The following is a 17,814-nucleotide window of genomic DNA, read 5'->3' on the forward strand; positions in this document are numbered from 1 at the left end:
GCATGCGGCACACTGGCCCCAACGTCGTCCTCGGAGGCATGCCATGACCGAAGCCAGAGACCGCTACCACGTCCCCGCCGCGTTCGCCGCGCACGCGAACCTGCGCCACCGCGACTACGTGCGCGAGTACCAGGCCTCGGTGGAGGCGCCGGAGGCGTTCTGGGGCCGCATCGCCGAGCGCATCGACTGGATGCGGGCGCCGACCCGCATCAAGGACGTCAGCTTCCACGAAGCCGACTTCCGCATCCGCTGGTACGACGACGGCGAGCTCAACGCCAGCGTCAGCTGCCTGGACCGCCACCTCGACGCGCACGGCGACCGCGTCGCCATCGTGTTCGAGCCCGACGACCCGGCCACGCCGGCCGAGAAGATCACCTACCGCGAGCTGCATGCGCGGGTGTGCAAGCTGGCGAACGCGCTGCGCAACCTCGGCGTGGCCAAGGGCGACCGCGTCACCATCTACCTGCCGATGATCCCCGACGCGGCGGTGGCGATGCTCGCCTGCGCGCGCATCGGCGCGGTGCATTCGGTGGTGTTCGGCGGGTTCGCGCCGCAGTCGATCGCCGACCGCGTGCAGGACTGCGGCAGCAAGCTGGTGATCACCGCCGACGAAGGCCGCCGCGGCGGCCGCGCGGTGCCGCTGAAGGCGAACGTGGACGCGGCGCTGAAGATGCCGGGCACCAACAGCGTCGAGACCGTGCTGGTGGTGCGCCATACCGGCGGCGCGGTGGACATGCAGATGCCGCGCGACCGCTGGTTCGACGCGGTGGTCGACGGCCAGCCCGACACCTGCGAGCCCGAGCGCATGAACGCGGAGGACCCGCTGTTCATCCTCTACACGTCCGGCAGCACCGGCAAGCCCAAGGGCGTGCTGCACACCACCGGCGGCTACCTGGTGTGGGCCAGCTACACCCACGAGATCGTGTTCGACCTCAAGCCCGACGACATCTACTGGTGCACCGCGGACGTGGGCTGGATCACCGGCCACAGTTACATCGTGTACGGGCCGCTGGCCAACCGCGCCACCACGCTGATGTTCGAGGGCGTGCCGAGCTGGCCGAACGCCTCGCGCTTCTGGGAAGTGGTGGACAAGCACCAGGTCACCATCTTCTACACCGCGCCGACCGCGATCCGCGCGCTGATGCGCGAGGGCGACCATGCGGTGAAGCGCACCTCGCGCAAGTCGCTACGCCTCTTGGGCAGCGTGGGCGAGCCGATCAACCCCGAGGCCTGGCGCTGGTACCACGACGTGGTGGGCGAGGAGCAATGCCCGATCGTCGACACCTGGTGGCAGACCGAGACCGGCGGCATCCTGATCTCGCCGCTGCCGGGCGCCACCGACCTCAAGCCGGGGTCGGCCACGCTGCCGCTGCCCGGCGTGCAGCCCGCGCTGGTGGATGCGCAGGGCAACATCCTGGAAGGCGAGACCTCGGGCAACCTGGTCCTGCTGGATTCCTGGCCCGGGCAGATGCGCACGGTCTACGGCGACCACCAGCGCTTCATCGAGACCTACTTCAAGGCCTACCCGGGCATGTACTTCACCAGCGACGGCTGCCGGCGCGATGCCGACGGCTATTACTGGATCACCGGCCGCGTCGACGACGTGATCAACGTGTCCGGCCACCGGATCGGCACCGCGGAGCTGGAGAGCGCGCTGGTCTCGCATCCCGCGGTCGCGGAGGCCGCGGTGGTCGGTTTCCCGCACGACATCAAGGGCCAGGGCATCTACGCCTACGTGACCCTCAAGCAGGACCAGGAGCCGAGCGACGCGCTGGCTAAGGACCTCAACGCCACCGTGCGCAAGGAGATCGGGCCGATCGCCAGCATCGACCACCTGCAATGGGCGCCGGGCCTGCCCAAGACCCGCAGCGGCAAGATCATGCGCCGCATCCTGCGCAAGATCGCCGAGGACGCGCCGGAGCAACTGGGCGACACCAGTACCCTCGCCGACCCGTCCGTGGTGGAATCGCTGGTCAGAAACCGCCGCATGACCTGAGCGCCGCATGCCCCAGCTGCTGATCGCCGACGACCACCCGCTGTTCCGCGAGGCCCTGCGCGGGGTGGCGTCGCGGCTGCTGCCCGATGCCGCGATCCACGAGGCCGAGGATGCGGCCGGGCTCTACGCCATGGTGGATGCGCACCCCGATGCCGACCTGCTGCTGCTGGACTTGAACATGCCGGGTGCGCAGGGCTTCTCGGCGCTGGTGCACCTGCGCGCCATGCATCCGCAACTCCCGGTGGTGATGGTCTCGGCGCGCGAGGAACCCGCGGTGGTGCGGCGCGCGCTGGACCATGGCGCGATGGGCTTCATCCCGAAGTCGTCCGACGCCGCGACGCTGGCGGGCGCGCTCCGGCAGGTGCTGGATGGCGAGCGCTGGGCGCCCGAGGCGGCGCTCGATGCCGCGCCGATCGCCGACGAGGAACGCGCCATCGCCGCGCGGGTGCGCGAACTGACGCCGCAGCAGTTCCGCGTCCTGCAGATGCTCGGCGCCGGCCTGTTGAACAAGCAGATCGGCTACGAGCTCGGTGTCTCCGAGGCGACCATCAAGGCGCACATGAGCGCGATCCTGCGCAAGCTCGGCGCGACCAACCGCACCCAGGCGATCCTGCTGGCGGGCAAGCTGGCGGTGGAGCCGGACGCGGTGGTGCCGCCGGAGGTCGATGAGGCGGACTGAGGCTCAGCCGGTCGCGCTGCCCGCGCGCACCGACGCCAGGAACGCCCGCAGCGAGGCCGGCCGGATCGGCTTGGTGAGCAACAGGTAGCCGCGCGAGGCCGCGGCGCGCTTGAGCGCGTCGCTCCCGTCGGCGGTGAGCAGGGCGCCGGGGATGGGGCCACAGGCGGCGCGCAAGGCATCCAGCGTGTCCAGGCCATCCAGCCGGTCGTGCAGGTGGTAGTCGACCAGCAAGACCTCGGGCGCGGTGCCGGCCAGGGCCAGCGCGCCGTCGACGGTGGTCGCGCAATGCCCGTCGACCTGCCAGCGGCCGAGCAGGGCCTGCATGCCGGCCAGGATCTCGGGGTCGTTGTCCACGCACAGCAGGCGCAGGCCGGCCAGCGAGGCGTCGGTCGCACCGATCCGGGGCCGCGCGGGCGGCAGCGGCAGGGCGCGCGCCGCGCGACCGACCCGGATCGAGAACACGCTGCCGCGGCCGACCGTGGAGCGCACGTCCAGCGGATGGTCGAGCACGCTGGAGATGCGCTGGCAGATCGACAGGCCGAGGCCGAGGCCGCGTTGGCCGCGCTCGCCGGGTTGGTCGTAGCGGCGGAACTCCTCGAAGATCTGCTCGAGGTGCGCGGCGGGGATGCCCGGCCCGGTGTCCCACACCTGCAGCAGGACCTGGTCGCCGCGGCGGCGCGCGGCCAGCAATACGCCGCCGTCGTGGGTGTAGCGCATCGCGTTGCCCAGGAAGTTCTGCAGCGCACGGCGCAGCAGGCGGCGATCGCTGCGGACGGGCAATCCCTCCGGCGCATGCACCCGCAACGACAATCCGCGCTGCGCGGCGGTCGGCGCGTACTGCGCATGCAGCTCGCGCAGCAGGTCCACCGCGTCGAAGTCGGACCATTGCGGTTGCAGCACGCCGGCGTCGAGGCGCGAGACGTCCAGCAGTCCGTCGAGGAGGTCCTCGGCTGCGCGCAGCGAGGCATCCATGCGCGCCGCCAGGTGCGCCTGCTCGCCGGCATCGCCGCTCTCGCGCAGGGCCGAGGCGAACAGGCGCGCGGCGTGCAGCGGCTGCAACACGTCGTGACTGATCGCGGCGAGGAAGCGGGTCTTGGATTGCTGCGCGGCCTCGGCCTCGCGGGTCCGCAGTTCCACCCGCTGCTCCAGCGTCTCGTTGACCTCGCGGAGTTCGCGTTCGACGCGCTTGTAGTCGGTGATGTCGCTGTAGCTGGTGACGTAACCGCCGCCCGGCAACGCGCGCCCGAGCATCTCGATCACCTGGCCGTTCGCGCGTACGCGCTCGAAGACATGCGGCGTGCCGGCGCGCAGGTGCTCCAGCCGGCGCGCGATGTGCGCCTCGACGTCGCCCGGCCCCATCTCGCCGCGCTGGGCGTTCCAGCGCATCAGGTCTGCGACCGGGCGGCCGACGTAGAGCATGCCGTCGGGGTAATCGAACAGGTGCTGGTACCGCCCGTTCCACGCGACCAGGCGCATCTCGGCATCGACCACGCTCACGCCCTGGGCGATGTTCTCCAGCGTGGTGGTGAGCACCTCGCGGTTGTAACGCAGCGCATGGCTGGTCTCGTCGAGCAGGCTGACCACTTCGGCCAGCTCCATGCCCGAGCCGCGCAGCACCGATGTGAGCGTCGTGCGCGCTGAGGCGGCACCCAGCGCGGAGGCCAGCAGGCGCTCGGTGAACTGCACCAGCGCGCGGTCGGCCGGCTGGGCCGGGTCCCATGGCCGCTGCTGGGCGGCGGCATGGTCCTGGAAGGCGCGGCGCGCGTGCTGCTCGCCGAGGATGCGTTCGGCCAGGGTCAGCAGTTCGCTGCTGCGGACCTTGCCGACCAGCATGCCCGGCGCGGTGACCGGGCGGTGCACGTAGGGATCGAGGTAGTCGGCGGCGGCCAACTGGTCCTCGAGCAGCGGCCGGTGCCGCACCGACATGAACACGAAGGCGGCGACGTTGCCCAGCAGCGACCAGAACACGCCGTGGGTCAACGGATCCCAGCCGGACAGCCCGAACAGCGATTCGGGGCGCAGCCAGGCTAGCCCCAGCGGACCGGCCTGCAACCAGCCGGCATGGGCGGGATCGCCGCGCAGCAGCGCCGGCAGCAGCAGGCACCAAGCCCACAGGATCGCCCCGGTGAGCAATCCGGCATACGCGCCGCGCCGGCTGGCGCCGCGCCAGTACAGGCCACCGAACAGGGCCGGCGCGAACTGCGCGACCGCCGCGAACGCGAGCAGGCCGTGTTGCGCCAGCAGGGCCTGGTCCAGCGCGCGGCGGTGGTAGGCGAACGCGACCAGCGCCAGCACCAGGATCGCGATGCGCCGCACCAGCAGCACCCGCCGCTCGATCGCCACTTCCTGCTGCAGCAAGCCGTTGCGCAGCAGCAGCGGCATCACCAGGTCGTTGCTGACCATGGTCGACAGCGCCACGCTGGCGACGATCACCATGCCGGTCGCCGCCGACAACCCGCCGATGTAGGCGACCAGCGCCAGCCATGGCTGGTCGTGGGCCAGCGGCAGGGCCAGCACGAAGCTGTCGGGCGACAGGCCCGCGGCCCCCGGCATCGCCTGCCCGGCCAGCGCGATCGGCAGCACCAGCGCGCAGATCAGGGCGAGGTAGCCGGCGAACAGCCAGCGCGCCGGTTGCAGGTCGGCCGGGTCCTGGCACTCGACCACCGCCACGTGGAACTGGCGCGGCAGGCAGACGATGGCGGTGAAGGCGATCAGGGTCTGGGCGAGGAAGCCCGCCGGCAGCTGCGAGGTGGCGAAGGCGTCCGCGCTGGCGGCGATGCGGTTGGCGATGCCGCCGCTGCCTGGTAGATGCGCCAGCGCGAGCAGGCCGATCGCGACGAAGGCGACCAGCTTGACCAGCGATTCCAGCGCGATCGCCAGCACCATGCCGCGATGGTGCTCGGTGGCGTCGATCCGGCGGGTGCCGAACAGGATCGCGAACACCGCCAGCATCAGCGCCACGTACAGGGCGGGGTCCGCATACCAGTCGGCGGCGACCGGCTGGCCGCTGAGCACGCCCACGCTCATGCCCACCGCCTTGAACTGCAACGCGAAGTAGGGGATCGCGGCGATCGTCGCCAGCACCGCGACCATCGCCGCCAGCCCGCGCGCGCGGCCGTAGCGCGAGGACAGGAAGTCGGCGATCGACACGATGCGGTGGCGGCCGGCCGCCAGCACCAGCCGCTCGAGGATCCGCCAGCCGAACAGCAGCAGCAGGATCGGCCCGAGGTAGATCGGCAGGAAGCCCAGGCCGGTTCGCGCCGCGGTGCCGACCGCGCCGTAGAACGTCCACGACGAGCAGTACACCGCCAGCGCCAGCGCGTACACCGCGGGGCGCCAGCGCGGGCCTTGGCCGAAGCCCGGGTGGCGCTCGCCCAGCCAGGCCACGGTGAACAGCAGGCCCAGGTAGGCCAGCGCCACCAGCATCAGGAGCCAGCCCGCCATCATCGTCCGCGCGTTCCCCGTCGCAATTCCGCGGGCGAGTGTGGTGCATGGCAGGCGCGCGGTCGCGCTGCAACGCAATAGCGCGGCATCGCGCTACAGGAACGAATCGGCGAGCCGGGCGATCCCCGACACGCTGCGCCGCCAGTGCGGGCGTTGGCGCCAGGCGGCGGCATCGAGGTGCTCGGCATCGGCGAGGCAGTGCGCCTCGATCCGCCGCAGTTGCGCGACCACCGCCGGGTCGTAGCAGAGCAGGCCCAGTTCGGCGTTCAGCGCGAACGAGCGGATGTCGAGGTTGATCGAGCCCACCAGCGCGATCTCGTCGTCCACGCTCAGGTGCTTGGCGTGCAGGAAGCGCGGGCGATGCAGGGCGACCTTGACCCCCGCCTCGAGTAGCGCGTCGAGGTAGGAATCCTGCGCCCATCGGGTCAGGCGCTGGTTGTTGCTGCGCGAGAGGATCAGCTGCACCTCGATCCCGGACAGCGCGGCGATCTCCAGCGCGTCGAGGGTGGCGTCGTCGGGCACGAAGTAGGGCGTGGCCACCACCAGCCGGCGGCGCGCGCGCTGGGCCAGCGCGACCACCGCGTTGCGGGCATTGGCGAACGGGTAGGCGGGGCCGCTCGGCAGCAGTTGCGCCGGGCTGGTGCCGGCGGCGTCGGGCGGTTGCTCGGGCACCGCGAGCACCTCGCCGGTCTCGATGTACCAGTCGCTGGCGAAGATCGCGCCGAGCTGCGCCACCACCGGGCCCTGCACGCGCGCCACCACCTCGCGGTTCGGGAAGCCGGGGACGAAGCCGGGCGCCGCCAGGTTCTGCGAACCGGTGTGGCCGATGCGGCGGTCGATCACCGCCAGCTTGCGGTGGTTGCGCAGGTCCATGCGCGCGCTGCGGCGCCAGGCCAGCCCGCCGGCGAGCATCGCCCGCACGTCCACCCCCGCCGCGCGCAGGCGCGGGGCATAGGCGCGCAAGCCGCGCTTGGCGCCGACGTCGTCCAGCAGCAGGCGGCAATGCACGCCGCGCCGCGCGGCCTCGGCCAGCGCGTCCGCCACCGCGTCGCCGACCGCGTCGTCGAACATCAGGTAGTACAGCAGGTGCACCTCGAAGCGCGCCGCCGCGATGTCGGCCAGCAGCGCCTGCAGCGAGGCCGCGTAGTCGTCCTCCAGCGCGATCGCGTTGCCGCCCATCGGCATGAAGTCGCCGGTGCGTTCGCACAGGCGCGCGATGTCGTCGGCGATGCTGTCGTCGTGCGGCGTCCAGCGCAGCCGCGCGAGCGGTTGCTGGCGTTCGGCGATCACCCGCGAGGCGTTGGCCTGGCGTTCGCGGCGCTCCCGCGACAGCCACGGGTGGCCGAAGGCGAGGTACAGCGGCAGGCCGAGCAGCGGCAGGAAGCCCACCAGCAGCAACCAGCTGCGCGCCGCGGCGGGCGCGCTGCGCACCGGGATCCAGGCGAGCGCCACGATGCGGATGCCCCAGTCCAGGGCCAGCAGCCAGGTCGCCGGATGCAGCAGGAAGTCCATGCGCCGATTCCACCACGCGCGGGACGCGCGTGCGAGCCGCGCAACAAAAAAGCCCGCTTTGCGGCGGGCCTCTTCGTGCATCCGACGAGACGGAAGGCTTACTTGATCTTGCCTTCCTTGTACGGAACATGCTTGCGCACGACGGGGTCGTACTTGCTGACCTCCATCTTGTTCGGCGTGTTCTTCTTGTTCTTGTCGGTGGTGTAGAAGTGACCGGTGCCGGCCGTGGAGATCAGACGGATCTTGTCGCGCTTGCTTGCCATGGTGTGATCTCCTTAGACCTTCTCGCCCTGCTTGCGCAGGTCGGCCAGGACGGCGTCGATGCCGTTCTTGTCGATGGTGCGCAGGGCCGCGGCGGACACGCGGAGCTTGACCCAGCGGTTTTCGGAAGCGACCCAGAAGCGGCGCTCGTGGAGGTTGGGCTGGAAGCGACGACGGGTCTTGCGGTTGGAATGCGAGACGTTGTTGCCGGTCGTCGTGCGCTTGCCGGTGACTTGGCAGACTTTGGACACTGTGCACCTCGATGGTGTTTGGTTGTCGCCCGTAGCCCGGGAGACGGCGGCCCCGTCGCATCCCCGAAGGGGTGGCGACACACGAAACGGGAGGGACATCGCGCTGCCAACGGCGGGCCGGAGTCGTGTTCCGGGACCGCCCGGAACCAGCCATGAGGCGGTGCCGGACGCAGCGAGCCGCGCATTATGCGGACAAAACCCTTTGCAGGCAAGTACTTGGGGGTCGGTCGCTGGCCGGCAGGCAATGCTCCATGTCGCCTGGCAGGCCAGCGAAGTGCCAAGGGCAGCGGGAATCAGGGGCCCTTGCCCGCCTTCGCCTCGGCGATATACGCCCGGATCTGCGATTCCAGCACCGGCAGCGGCAGCGAGCCTTGCGCCAGCACCGCGTCGTGGAAGGCGCGGACGTCGAACTTGGGGCCCAGCGCGGCCTCGGCCTCGCCGCGCAGGCGCATGATCGTGAGTTCGCCCAGCTTGTAGCTCAGCGCCTGGCCCGGCCAGCTGATGTAGCGGTCGACCTCGGTGGTGACCTCGTGCTCGGACAACGCGGTGTTGTCGCGCAGGTAGGCCAGCGCGCGGTCGCGGGTCCAGCCCTTGTGGTGCACGCCGGTGTCGATCACCAGCCGGCAGGCGCGCCACATCGCGTAGGTCAGGCGCCCGAAATCCTCGTACGGGGTTTCGTAGATGCCCATTTCCTTGCCCAGCCATTCGGAATACAGGCCCCAGCCTTCGCCGTAGGCGCTGATATAATCCTTGCGGAAGTCGGGCACCTCGCCCTGCTCGCGCACCAGCGAGCCCTGCAAGGCATGCCCGGGCGCGGATTCGTGCAGGGTCAGCGCGGGCAGGTTGTACAGCGGCCGGCTGGGCAGGTCGTAGGTGTTGAGCCAGTAGGTGTCGGCGCCACCGCGGCCGGCGGTCCAGAACGGCGCGATGTCCGGCGGCACCGGCACGATGGTGAAGCGCCCGCGCGGCAGGGTGCCGATCAGCTTGCCGATCTCGCCGTCCACCCGCTTGGAGATCCACGCGGCGCGGTCCAGCAGTTCCTGCGGGGTCTTCGCGTAGAACCGCGGATCGGTGCGCAGGAAGGCGATGAACTCGGCGAAGCTGCCCTGGAAGCCGACCTGCCGGATGATCGCGTCCATCTCCGCGCGGATCGCCGCGACTTCGCGCAGGCCGATCGCGTGGATCTCGTCGGGCGAGAGGTCCAGGGTCGTGTACTTGCGGACTTGCTCGCGGTACCAGGCCTGGCCGTCCGGCATCGCCTCGGCGGCCAGCGTGGGGCGCGCCTTCGGCAGGTACTCGCTGCGGAAGAACGCCAGCAGCCGTGCGTAGGCCGGCACCACCGCATCGCGGATCGCGGCACGGCCCTCGGCGCGCAGCGCGTCCTGTTCGGCGGCGGGAATCGTCTGCGGCATCTTGCGGTACGGATCGAAGAAGTTGGAGGAATCGATGTCCTTCAGTTCGGCGATCATCGCGATCGACCCGTCGCGTCCGTCCAGCACCGCGCGCGGCACCGAGAACCCGCGCGCCAGGCCCGCGCGCATGTTGGCCATCTGCTGGTCGAAGTACCGTGGCACGTCGCGCAGGCGCGCTGCGTAGGCGCGGTAGCCGGCGGCATCGCGCGGCGTGGCCCGGGCCATGAAGCCGAGGTCGGACCAGAACGAGCTGTCCGCGTTGAACGGCATCTCGTAGTCGCGGAAGCGCAGTTCCGCGGCCATGTGCGCGATCTGCGGGCGGTACACCGCGTAGTTCACCTGTTCCTTCGGCGACAGTTTCGACGCGTCGATGCCGTCGAGTTGCTTCAGCACGCCGTCGAGGTAGGCCAGGCGCCGCGCCTGCGCCTCGGGGCCGACGTCGGCCAGCGTGCTGGCGGGCGGACGCGCGCTGTTGTCGCTGTCCTCGTCCCAACTCGGCGCCTGCTGCATGCGCCACGCCCATTCGGCCTTGTAGAGGGTTTCGAAGGCCTTGTCCTCGACGCTCCCGGCAGGCACCTGCGCGGCATGCGACGCGAGCGGCAAGAGCAGGCAGCAGGCGAGCACGAACGATCTCACGGGGCGGCATCCGGCGGCGGGGAGGCCGGATCGTAGCACCGGGCCCGAGGCCTCAATGGCTGTTGCGGTCGCGGTGCCAGCCGCGGTGGCGGATGTCGAGGTAGAGGCTGTAGCAGGCGGTGAAGCTGGGGAACAGGTTCTGCAGGATCCCCACCGCGTCGTTCTTGCCGAAAATGAAGTAGGCCAGCGTCATCAGGCTGCCGAGGATGCTCATGTACCAGAACAGCCGCGGGATCACCGGCTTGCCGTGGCGCTTGCTCGCGATGAACTGGACCAGCCAGCGGCCGCCGAACATCAGCGCGCCGACCAGGCCGATCAGCTTCCACGGGCTCATGTGGATGCCGGTCCATTCCAGCCACGGAATGGCGGTGTTCATGACATCCGGCGCGGCGGCGATCACCGTGCGTCGTCCATGGCCGGCACTTCCTCGACCGCGGTGCGCCGGCTGCGCTGGATCAGCCAGGACACGCCGAACAGGTCCTTGATGCCGACGATCGCGCGGCCGAGGTTGTTGTACTTGGACACGCCCGCGGTGCGGTGGCGGTGGTTGACCGGCACGCTCACCGTCTGCCAGCCCGCGCGCTGCATCAGCGCCGGCAGGTAGCGGTGCATGTGGTCGAAGTAGGGCAGGTCGAGGAAGGCCGCGCGCTCGAACAGCTTGATCCCGCAGCCGGTGTCCGGGGTGGCGTCGCGCAGCATCCGCGAGCGGATGCCGTTGGCGAACTTGCTGGCCCAGCGCTTGCTGCCGCTGTCCTGGCGGTTGACCCGCCAGCCGGCGAACAACTTGGTGTCCGCGGTCGCGGCGCCGCGCTGCGCGAGCAGCTTGGGAATGTCGGCGGGGTCGTTCTGGCCGTCGCCGTCGAGGGTGGCGATCCACGGCGCGCGCGCGGCTTTCACCCCGTTGCGCACGGCGGTGCTCTGGCCGGCGTTGCCGAGGTGGCGGATCACCCGCAGTTCCGGCACCGTCGCCTGCAGCTCGCGCAGGCGTTGCAGCGTGGCGTCCTTCGAGGTGTCGTCGACGTAGACGATCTCGAAGTCGACGTGCCCGCGCAGCGCGGCGACGATCTCGCCAACCAGCGGCGCGACGTTGTCTTCCTCGTTGTGCACCGGCACCACGACCGAGAGTTGCGGCGTGTCGCTCATCGGGTCTCCCGAAATTCCGGAACCTGCCGGGACCGACGCCTGGGCCGGTCCGGGCGCATGGCTACCTGTTGCGCAGGCGTTCCAGCACGCCGTCGAGGACGTCGAAATCGGCGTAGTGGATCACCAGCTTGCCCTTCTTGCCGCGGCCCTGGACCACGTCCACGCGGCTGCCCAGGGTCTCGCTGAGCTCGCGCTCCAGCGCGGCGATGTCGGCCTGCCGGGGCGGCGCCTTGGCGGCGGGCTTGCGCGGTTCCGCGGGCAGCTTGCCGGACGCCAGTTGCTGCACGCGATGCTCGACCTGGCGCACCGACCAGCCTTCCTCGGCGGCCTGCCGGGCCAGCGAGATCGCCATCGGCACGGCCAGCGGCAGCAGCGCGCGCGCATGCCCCATCTCCAGCGCGCCGGCCTGCACCAGCGCGCGGATCTCGGCCGGCAACTCCAGCAGGCGCAGCAGGTTGGACACCGCGGCGCGCGAGCGCCCCACCGCCTCGGCGGCGGCGGCATGGGTCAGGTCGAATTCGTCGATCAGGCGCTGCAGGGCCTGCGCTTCCTCCAGCGGGTTGAGGTCCTCGCGCTGGATGTTCTCGATCAGCGCCATCGCCACCACGGTGCGGTCGTCGACCACCCGCACCACCACCGGTACTTCGGCCAGGCCGGCGCGCTGCGATGCGCGCCAGCGGCGTTCGCCGGCGATGATCTCGTAGGTGCGGCCGCCCTTGCCGTCGGCGCCGACATGCTCGCGCACCACGATCGGCTGGATCACGCCCTGCGCGCGGATCGACGCGGCCAGTTCCTCCAGCTTGGCGTCGTCCATCGTGCGCCGCGGCTGGAACTTGCCGGGGACCATCGCGTCGACCGGCAGGGTGCGCAACTGGTCGCCGGGCATCGCCTGCTGCAGCGCCGGCGCCTCGGCGGCGGCCTTGGGCCCGAGCAGGGCCTCGAGTCCACGGCCCAGGCCGCGCTTCTTCGCCGCGCCCTTCGACGCGGGGGTGCCGGCCGTCATGCCGCCTTCTCCTTCGCTTGCTGCTGGTCGCGCTCGCGCTGGCGGCGCAGGACTTCGCCGGCCAGCCCGAGGTAGGCCACGCCGCCGCGGCTGGCGCGGTCGTAGCCGATGATGCTCTGGCCGTGGCTGGGCGCCTCGGCCAGGCGCACGTTGCGCGGGATGATGGTGCGGAACACCAGCTCGCCGAAGTGGTTGGTGAGTTCGGCGGACACCGCGTTGGCGAGGTTGTTGCGCACGTCGAACATGGTGCGCAGCACGCCTTCGATCTGCAGGTGCGGGTTGAGCCGGCCCTTCAGCGCCTCGATGGTGTCGAGCAGGGCGCTCAGGCCTTCCAGCGCGTAGTACTCGCACTGCATCGGCACCAGTACCGAGTCCGCCGCGTTCAGCGCGTTGAGGGTCAGCAGCGACAGCGACGGCGGGCAGTCGACGATCACGAAGTCGTAGTCGCCGCGCACGCCGTCCAGCGCCTGCTTGAGCTTGCCCTCGCGGCCGGCCGCGTCCATCAGGCGGATCTCCGCGGCGGTCAGGTCGATGTTGCCGGGCAGGAGGTCGTAGCCGTCCTCGCAACGCGCGATCGCCTCGCCGGTGGCGGCCTCGCCGAGCAGGACGTCGGTGATCGACGCCTCCAGCTCGCGCTTGTCGATGCCGCTGCCCATGGTCGCGTTGCCCTGCGGGTCCAGGTCGACCAGCAGCACGCGCTTGGGCGTGCGCGCCAGCGCGGCGGCCAGGTTGACCGCGGTCGTGGTCTTGCCGACCCCGCCCTTCTGGTTGGCGATGGCGATGATGCGGGCCATGCGGCGTGATTCCCTCGCGGAGGACCGGTCGCGACGCGCGCCGGGCCGTCGATTATGCCTCAGGCCGGTCGCGGGCGACTTCGACCAGGTGGCGCTCCGCGTCCAGCCCCGGCACCCGCAACGGGTGCACCGCGGCCAGTCGCCAGCCGGCGGGCAGGGTCGCGATCTCCTCGTCGGGGACCACGCCCTTCATCGCCAGCAGGCGTCCCCCCGGGCCGGGCAGGTGGCCGCCGAGCTCGAGGATCAGTGGCAGCGTGGCCAGCGCGCGCGCGGTGATGGCGTCGAAGTGCGTGCCCGGGCGGAACGCCTCGATCCGCGATTCGGCCACCTGCACGTTGCCCAGCCCCAGCTGGCGCGCGGCTTCGCGCAGGAAGCGCGCCTTCTTGCCGTTGCTCTCGACCAGGGTGACCTGCAGCCCCGGGGTGGCGATGGCCAGCGGGATGCCGGGCAGGCCGGGGCCGGTGCCGAGGTCGGCCAGCGTCCGCAAGTCGCGCACGAACGGCTGCATCGCCAGCGAATCCAGCAGGTGCTTGGCGACCATGTCGCGCGGGTCGCGGATCGCGGTCAGGTTGTAGGTGGCGTTCCAGCGTGCCAGCAGCGCGAGATAGGCCAGCAGCGGCGTGGCCAGCGCGGCGGGCAGGCCCAGCGCCTCCAGCCCGGCGGCCAGTTCCGGGCGCAGCGTGTCGATGTCGGTGCTCATGCGGGCAGTATGCCGTCGTGGCGCGCCACCACGGCGACATGCCCGTCGCCATCGCGGGCATGCAGGCGCCAGTCGGACGCGGCCCCGAGCGCGGGATCGCAACGCAGCAGGCGGGGCGTGGTGGCCGTCGCATCGAAGGCCAGCCGGTGCAGCCCGAACGACAATCCGTGCCCATGCGCCTTGAGCACCGCTTCCTTCGCGCACCACAGGCGCAGGAAGGCGTCGTCGCGCGCGACGTCCGCCAGCGCGGCGAGGGCCGCGACTTCGTCGTCGGCGAAATAGCGTCGCGCGATCCGCTGCGCCGGCACCCGGCGCGCACGCGGTTCGATGTCGACGCCGACCACGCCGGTCGGCACCCACGCCAGCAACAGCGCATCGCCGCTGTGCGACCAGCCGATGTCGCCGTGCCCCGGCGGCAGGCGCGGGCGACCGCGCGCGTCGCGCTGCAGCGCACGCGCCGCGTCGCCGCCGGCGATCTCGCGCAACCAGTCGCGCGCGCTGGCGAGCGCATCGGGCGGACGCGGCATCCAGTGCAGCCGCAGGTCGGCGTCGGGGGCGACGGGCTCCATCGTCACCTCAGGTGAACATGGCTGAACGCCGCCCGCAAGCCGGCGTTGTGAAGACATCCCCGTCACGCAAGGGTTCAGACACTGCGCCTACCCCACGGCGGCGCAGGCATCGAGGCCATCGACGCGGGCGCCAAACCACCCGTCCCACACCACACCAGGAGGCACACCCATGAATTTCCTCATCATGCTGATCGTCGGCGGCATCGCCGGCTGGCTCGCGAGCATGGTCATGCGCACCGATGGCCAGCAGGGCATCATCCTCAACGTCATCGTCGGCATCATCGGCGGCTTCCTGGGCGGCTTCCTGCTGCCGATGGTCGGCCTCAACTTCGGCGGCACCCTGGGTTACCTGATCACCGCCCTGATCGGCGCGATCGTGCTGCTCGCCATCGTCAACCTGTTCCGTCGCGGCCGCGTGCGCTGAAGCGCGGTTCGACACGGATGTCGCGAACGGGCCCGGCAATGCCGGGCCCGTTTCGTTTGCGCGATCACCGCAGCGCGACCCAGGCCGGCGCGTGGTCGCTGGCGCGGTCCCAGGTGCGCGGCGTGCGGTCGATGCCGGCGTCCTCTGTGGTTCCGCGCAACGCATCCGACACCAGGGTGAGATCGATGCGCAGGCCGAGGTTGCGGCGGAACGCCGCCTGTCGGTAATCCCACCAGCTGAACACGCCGGCGTCGTCGTGGTGCAGGCGGAAACCGTCGTGCAGCCCGAGCGCCAGCAACTTCTGCAGCGCGGCGCGTTCCGCGGCCGAAGTCAGGATGTGGCCGTCGTTCCACACCGCCGGATCGTGGACGTCGCGGTCGTCGGGCGCGATGTTGAAGTCGCCCAGCACCACCAGCCGCGGATGGCGCTGCAGTTCCCCCGCGATCCAGTCGTGCACGGCGTCCAGCCAGCGCAGCTTGTAGGCGTACTTGTCGGTGCCGAGGTCCTGCCCGTTGACCACGTAGAGGTTGACGATGCGCACGCCGTCCACGGTCGCCGCGATCGCCCGCGCCTGCGCGTCGTCGAAGCCGGGGATGGCGACCTGCACCTCGTCGAGGCTGCGGCCGCGCGCCAGCAGCGCCACCCCGTTGTAGGTCTTCTGCCCGTGGAACACGCTGCGGTAGCCGAGCTCGGCGAGCGCGCCGTCGGGGAAGCGGTGGTCCTCCAGCTTGGTCTCCTGCAGGCCGACCACGTCGGGCGCGAAGTCCTGCAGCCACTGCTGCAGCTGCGGCAGGCGCACGTTCAACGAATTGACGTTCCAGCTGGCGATCTTCATGCGCGGCATCCTAGTCGATGCCACGCGCCGGCGCTCAGCGGATGATCAGGTCGAGCAACCACTTCGCCTTCGCATACGGCGGCTTCAGCAGGTCGCCGCCGGTCATGCGCGCCTGCCAGAACACTGGCAACTGCTTGCTCATCGCATCGAAGCCTGCGCGTGCATGGTAGGCGCCCATCCCGCTGGGGCCGACGCCGCCGAACGGCAGGTTGCCGACCGCGAAGTGGAACAGGGTGTCGTTGACCGAGACCCCACCGGCCAGCGTGCGCGCCAGGATCCGTTCCACCGTGGCGCGGTCGTGGCTGAAGGGATACAGCGCCAGCGGCCGGTCGTGCGCGTTGACGTAGGCGATGGCCTCGTCGAGCGTGCGGTACGACTTCACCGGGAGCAGTGGCCCGAAGATCTCCTCCTGCATCACCGTCGCGTCGTCGCCCGGCTCCAGCAACACGGTCGGCGGTAGTACCCGCGACGCGGGATCGGCGCGCCCGGCCAGCGTGAGCGTTTCGATGCCGCGCGCGGCGGCATCGTCGAGGTAGCCCTGCAGGCGGGCGTACTGGCCGGCGTTGACCACGCGGGTGTAGTCGGACAGGTTCGACAGGTCGGCGCCGTAGCGCGCCTGCACTTCCGCGCGCAGGGCGTTGACGAAGGCATCGCGCTGGCCGGCGGGCACCAGCACGTAGTCCGGCGCGATGCAGGTCTGGCCGCCGTTGAACCACTTGCCGGTCGCGATCCGCGCGGCGGCCTTGGCGACCGGATAGTCGTCGGCGACGATCGCCGGCGACTTGCCCCCGAGTTCCAGGGTGAGCGGGGTCAGGTTCGGCGCGGCCGCCGCCATCACCTTGCGCCCGACCGCGGTGGAGCCGGTGAACACCAGGTGGTCGAACGGCAGCGCGGCGAACGCGGCACCGACCTCGGCGCCGCCGAGCGCCACCGCCACCCGCTCGGCCGGGAACACCTCGGCCAGCAGCGAGCGCAGGAATTCGCTGGTGCGCGGCGTGTGTTCCGACGGCTTCAGGTAGACGTGGTTGCCGGCGGCGATCGCGGTGGCCAGCGGGATCAGCGCCAGGTTGACCGGGTAGTTCCACGGCGCGATCACCCCGACCACGCCCAACGGCGATGGCCGCACCTGCGCGCGCGCCGGCAGGAAGCGCCAGCCCACGCCGACCCGGCGCGGCTTCATCCACCCGCGCAGGTGGCGCAGCAGGTGGTCGATGTCGTTGAGCACGGTCATGCCGTCGGCGATCCGGCTTTCGTCCTTCGAGCGATGCCCGAAGTCGGCGGCGATCGCATCGGCCATCTCGTCGAGGCGTCGCTTGAGGGCGTCGCGCAGCCGCTGCAGGTCGCGCCGGCGTTGCGCGTGGTCGGGCTTGCGCGCCTGCCAGGCGGTGCGCAGGCCTTGCAGGGTGGGCGCCAGCGCGGCGACCGCGGTGGCGTCCTGGCCCTGGTGGGCGGTGGTCTGGAGGGGCATGGCGTCGGCGGTCGCGTTCATGGCCGGAGTGTAGACCCGGGTCGCTGCAGGCTGGCTCTAGAATGCGCGCATGGAGACCAAATCGTCCGTTCTGCGCCCCTTCCGCGACCGCTTGCCCACCCTTGGCGCGCGCACCTACGTCGATCCGGCGGCCAGCGTCATCGGCGACGTGGTGCTCGGCGACGACGTGTCCGTCTGGCCGTTCACCGTGGTCCGCGGCGACGTCAACTTCATCCGCGTCGGCGATCGCACCAACCTGCAGGACGGCAGCGTCATCCATGTCAGCCACGACGGCCCGCACGCGAAACTGGGCGGCTTCGCCACCCGCATCGGCAACGACGTGACCATCGGCCACAAGGCGATCATCCACGCCTGCACGATCGAGGACGCGGTGCTCATCGGGATGGGCGCGATCGTGCTGGATGGCGCGGTGGTGCGGAAGCACGGCTTCGTCGGGGCCGGCGCGCTGGTGCCGCCGGGCAAGGTGGTCGGCGAGGGCGAGCTGTGGCTGGGCAATCCGGCGAAGAAGGCCAGGCTGCTGTCCGACGCGGAGATCGAGGCGCTGTACTACAGCGCGGGCCACTACGTGCGGCTGAAGGACGAGTACCTGCGCGCCTGCGGCAATCTTGCCGTTCCCCCCGGCGATCCCGATCGGTAAAGTCGCGGGCGGGGAAAGGATACGAGGTC

The 17,814-nt window shown here is 71.0% G+C and carries 17 protein-coding genes; 4 read left to right on the plus strand and 13 right to left on the minus strand.

Annotated elements, in window-relative coordinates; genetic code table 11:
* Window positions 1–43 precede the first annotated feature (43 nt).
* Window positions 44–1,996, plus strand: coding sequence for an acetate--CoA ligase (gene acs / locus ON759_RS08240; RefSeq protein ID WP_271679893.1), 1,953 nt, complete (start codon window positions 44–46; stop codon window positions 1,994–1,996).
* Window positions 1,997–2,003: 7 nt separating this feature from the next.
* Complete coding sequence (locus ON759_RS08245) at window positions 2,004–2,675, plus strand: response regulator transcription factor (RefSeq protein WP_271679894.1); 672 nt, start codon at window positions 2,004–2,006, stop codon at window positions 2,673–2,675.
* Between the two features lie 3 nt (window positions 2,676–2,678).
* On the opposite strand, the gene ON759_RS08250 is transcribed toward ON759_RS08245, so the two are convergent.
* The 11 genes from ON759_RS08250 to ON759_RS08300 all read right to left on the minus strand — a co-directional run bounded on the left by ON759_RS08250 (window position 2,679) and on the right by ON759_RS08300 (window position 14,400).
* The gene (locus tag ON759_RS08250) at window positions 2,679–6,122 is read right to left on the minus strand and encodes a PAS domain-containing hybrid sensor histidine kinase/response regulator (protein ID WP_271679895.1); all 3,444 of its coding nucleotides are present in this window, start codon (window positions 6,120–6,122) and stop codon (window positions 2,679–2,681) included.
* Window positions 6,123–6,212: 90 nt separating this feature from the next.
* On the minus strand, window positions 6,213–7,631 hold the full coding sequence (cls, locus tag ON759_RS08255) for a cardiolipin synthase (RefSeq protein WP_271679896.1): 1,419 nt from the start codon (window positions 7,629–7,631) through the stop codon (window positions 6,213–6,215).
* Window positions 7,632–7,729: 98 nt separating this feature from the next.
* On the minus strand, window positions 7,730–7,894 hold the full coding sequence (gene rpmG / locus ON759_RS08260) for a 50S ribosomal protein L33 (RefSeq protein ID WP_139716501.1): 165 nt from the start codon (window positions 7,892–7,894) through the stop codon (window positions 7,730–7,732).
* Between the two features lie 12 nt (window positions 7,895–7,906).
* Window positions 7,907–8,143: a 50S ribosomal protein L28 gene (gene rpmB / locus ON759_RS08265; RefSeq protein WP_271679897.1), complete on the minus strand. Its 237-nt coding sequence runs from the start codon at window positions 8,141–8,143 to the stop codon at window positions 7,907–7,909.
* A 293-nt stretch (window positions 8,144–8,436) separates the two neighbouring features.
* Window positions 8,437–10,191 carry a DUF885 domain-containing protein gene (locus ON759_RS08270; RefSeq protein WP_425608464.1) on the minus strand — a complete coding sequence of 585 codons (1,755 nt, stop codon included), beginning with the start codon at window positions 10,189–10,191 and terminating at the stop codon, window positions 8,437–8,439.
* Between the two features lie 52 nt (window positions 10,192–10,243).
* Entirely contained in the window at window positions 10,244–10,567 is a 324-nt protein-coding gene (locus ON759_RS08275; protein ID WP_271679898.1) for a lipid-A-disaccharide synthase N-terminal domain-containing protein, read from the minus strand.
* A gap of 20 nt (window positions 10,568–10,587) precedes the next feature.
* Complete coding sequence (locus ON759_RS08280) at window positions 10,588–11,334, minus strand: glycosyltransferase family 2 protein (RefSeq protein WP_271679899.1); 747 nt, start codon at window positions 11,332–11,334, stop codon at window positions 10,588–10,590.
* 61 nt (window positions 11,335–11,395) lie between these two features.
* Window positions 11,396–12,337 (minus strand): ParB/RepB/Spo0J family partition protein, encoded by a 942-nt coding sequence (locus ON759_RS08285; protein ID WP_271679900.1) that lies wholly within the window; start codon window positions 12,335–12,337, stop codon window positions 11,396–11,398.
* Window positions 12,334–13,131 carry a ParA family protein gene (locus ON759_RS08290; RefSeq protein ID WP_271679901.1) on the minus strand — a complete coding sequence of 266 codons (798 nt, stop codon included), beginning with the start codon at window positions 13,129–13,131 and terminating at the stop codon, window positions 12,334–12,336. The genes ON759_RS08285 and ON759_RS08290 overlap by 4 nt, the downstream gene beginning before the upstream one ends.
* Window positions 13,132–13,183: 52 nt before the next feature.
* Complete coding sequence (rsmG, locus tag ON759_RS08295) at window positions 13,184–13,831, minus strand: 16S rRNA (guanine(527)-N(7))-methyltransferase RsmG (protein WP_271679902.1); 648 nt, start codon at window positions 13,829–13,831, stop codon at window positions 13,184–13,186.
* Window positions 13,828–14,400, minus strand: a complete 573-nt coding sequence (locus tag ON759_RS08300; protein ID WP_271679903.1) for a 4'-phosphopantetheinyl transferase family protein — start codon at window positions 14,398–14,400, stop codon at window positions 13,828–13,830. The genes rsmG and ON759_RS08300 overlap by 4 nt, the downstream gene beginning before the upstream one ends.
* Before the next feature lie 169 nt (window positions 14,401–14,569).
* Between ON759_RS08300 and ON759_RS08305 the strand changes: the two genes are divergently transcribed.
* Window positions 14,570–14,824, plus strand: a complete 255-nt coding sequence (locus ON759_RS08305) for a GlsB/YeaQ/YmgE family stress response membrane protein (RefSeq protein WP_271679904.1) — start codon at window positions 14,570–14,572, stop codon at window positions 14,822–14,824.
* A 64-nt stretch (window positions 14,825–14,888) separates the two neighbouring features.
* Here ON759_RS08305 and xth read toward each other — a convergent pair whose 3' ends face one another.
* Together xth and ON759_RS08315 are read right to left on the minus strand one after the other, a co-directional pair.
* Window positions 14,889–15,659, minus strand: coding sequence for an exodeoxyribonuclease III (gene xth / locus ON759_RS08310; RefSeq protein WP_271679905.1), 771 nt, complete (start codon window positions 15,657–15,659; stop codon window positions 14,889–14,891).
* 34 nt (window positions 15,660–15,693) lie between these two features.
* Window positions 15,694–17,127, minus strand: coding sequence for a coniferyl aldehyde dehydrogenase (locus ON759_RS08315; protein WP_425608466.1), 1,434 nt, complete (start codon window positions 17,125–17,127; stop codon window positions 15,694–15,696).
* Window positions 17,128–17,197: 70 nt separating this feature from the next.
* Here ON759_RS08315 and ON759_RS08320 point away from each other — a divergent pair, with 70 nt between their 5' ends.
* Entirely contained in the window at window positions 17,198–17,785 is a 588-nt protein-coding gene (locus tag ON759_RS08320) for a gamma carbonic anhydrase family protein (protein ID WP_271679907.1), read from the plus strand.
* The last annotated feature ends 29 nt before the right edge of the window (window positions 17,786–17,814 follow it).

This window comes from Thermomonas mangrovi (assembly GCF_028201335.1).
Lineage (GTDB): Bacteria > Pseudomonadota > Gammaproteobacteria > Xanthomonadales > Xanthomonadaceae > Thermomonas > Thermomonas mangrovi.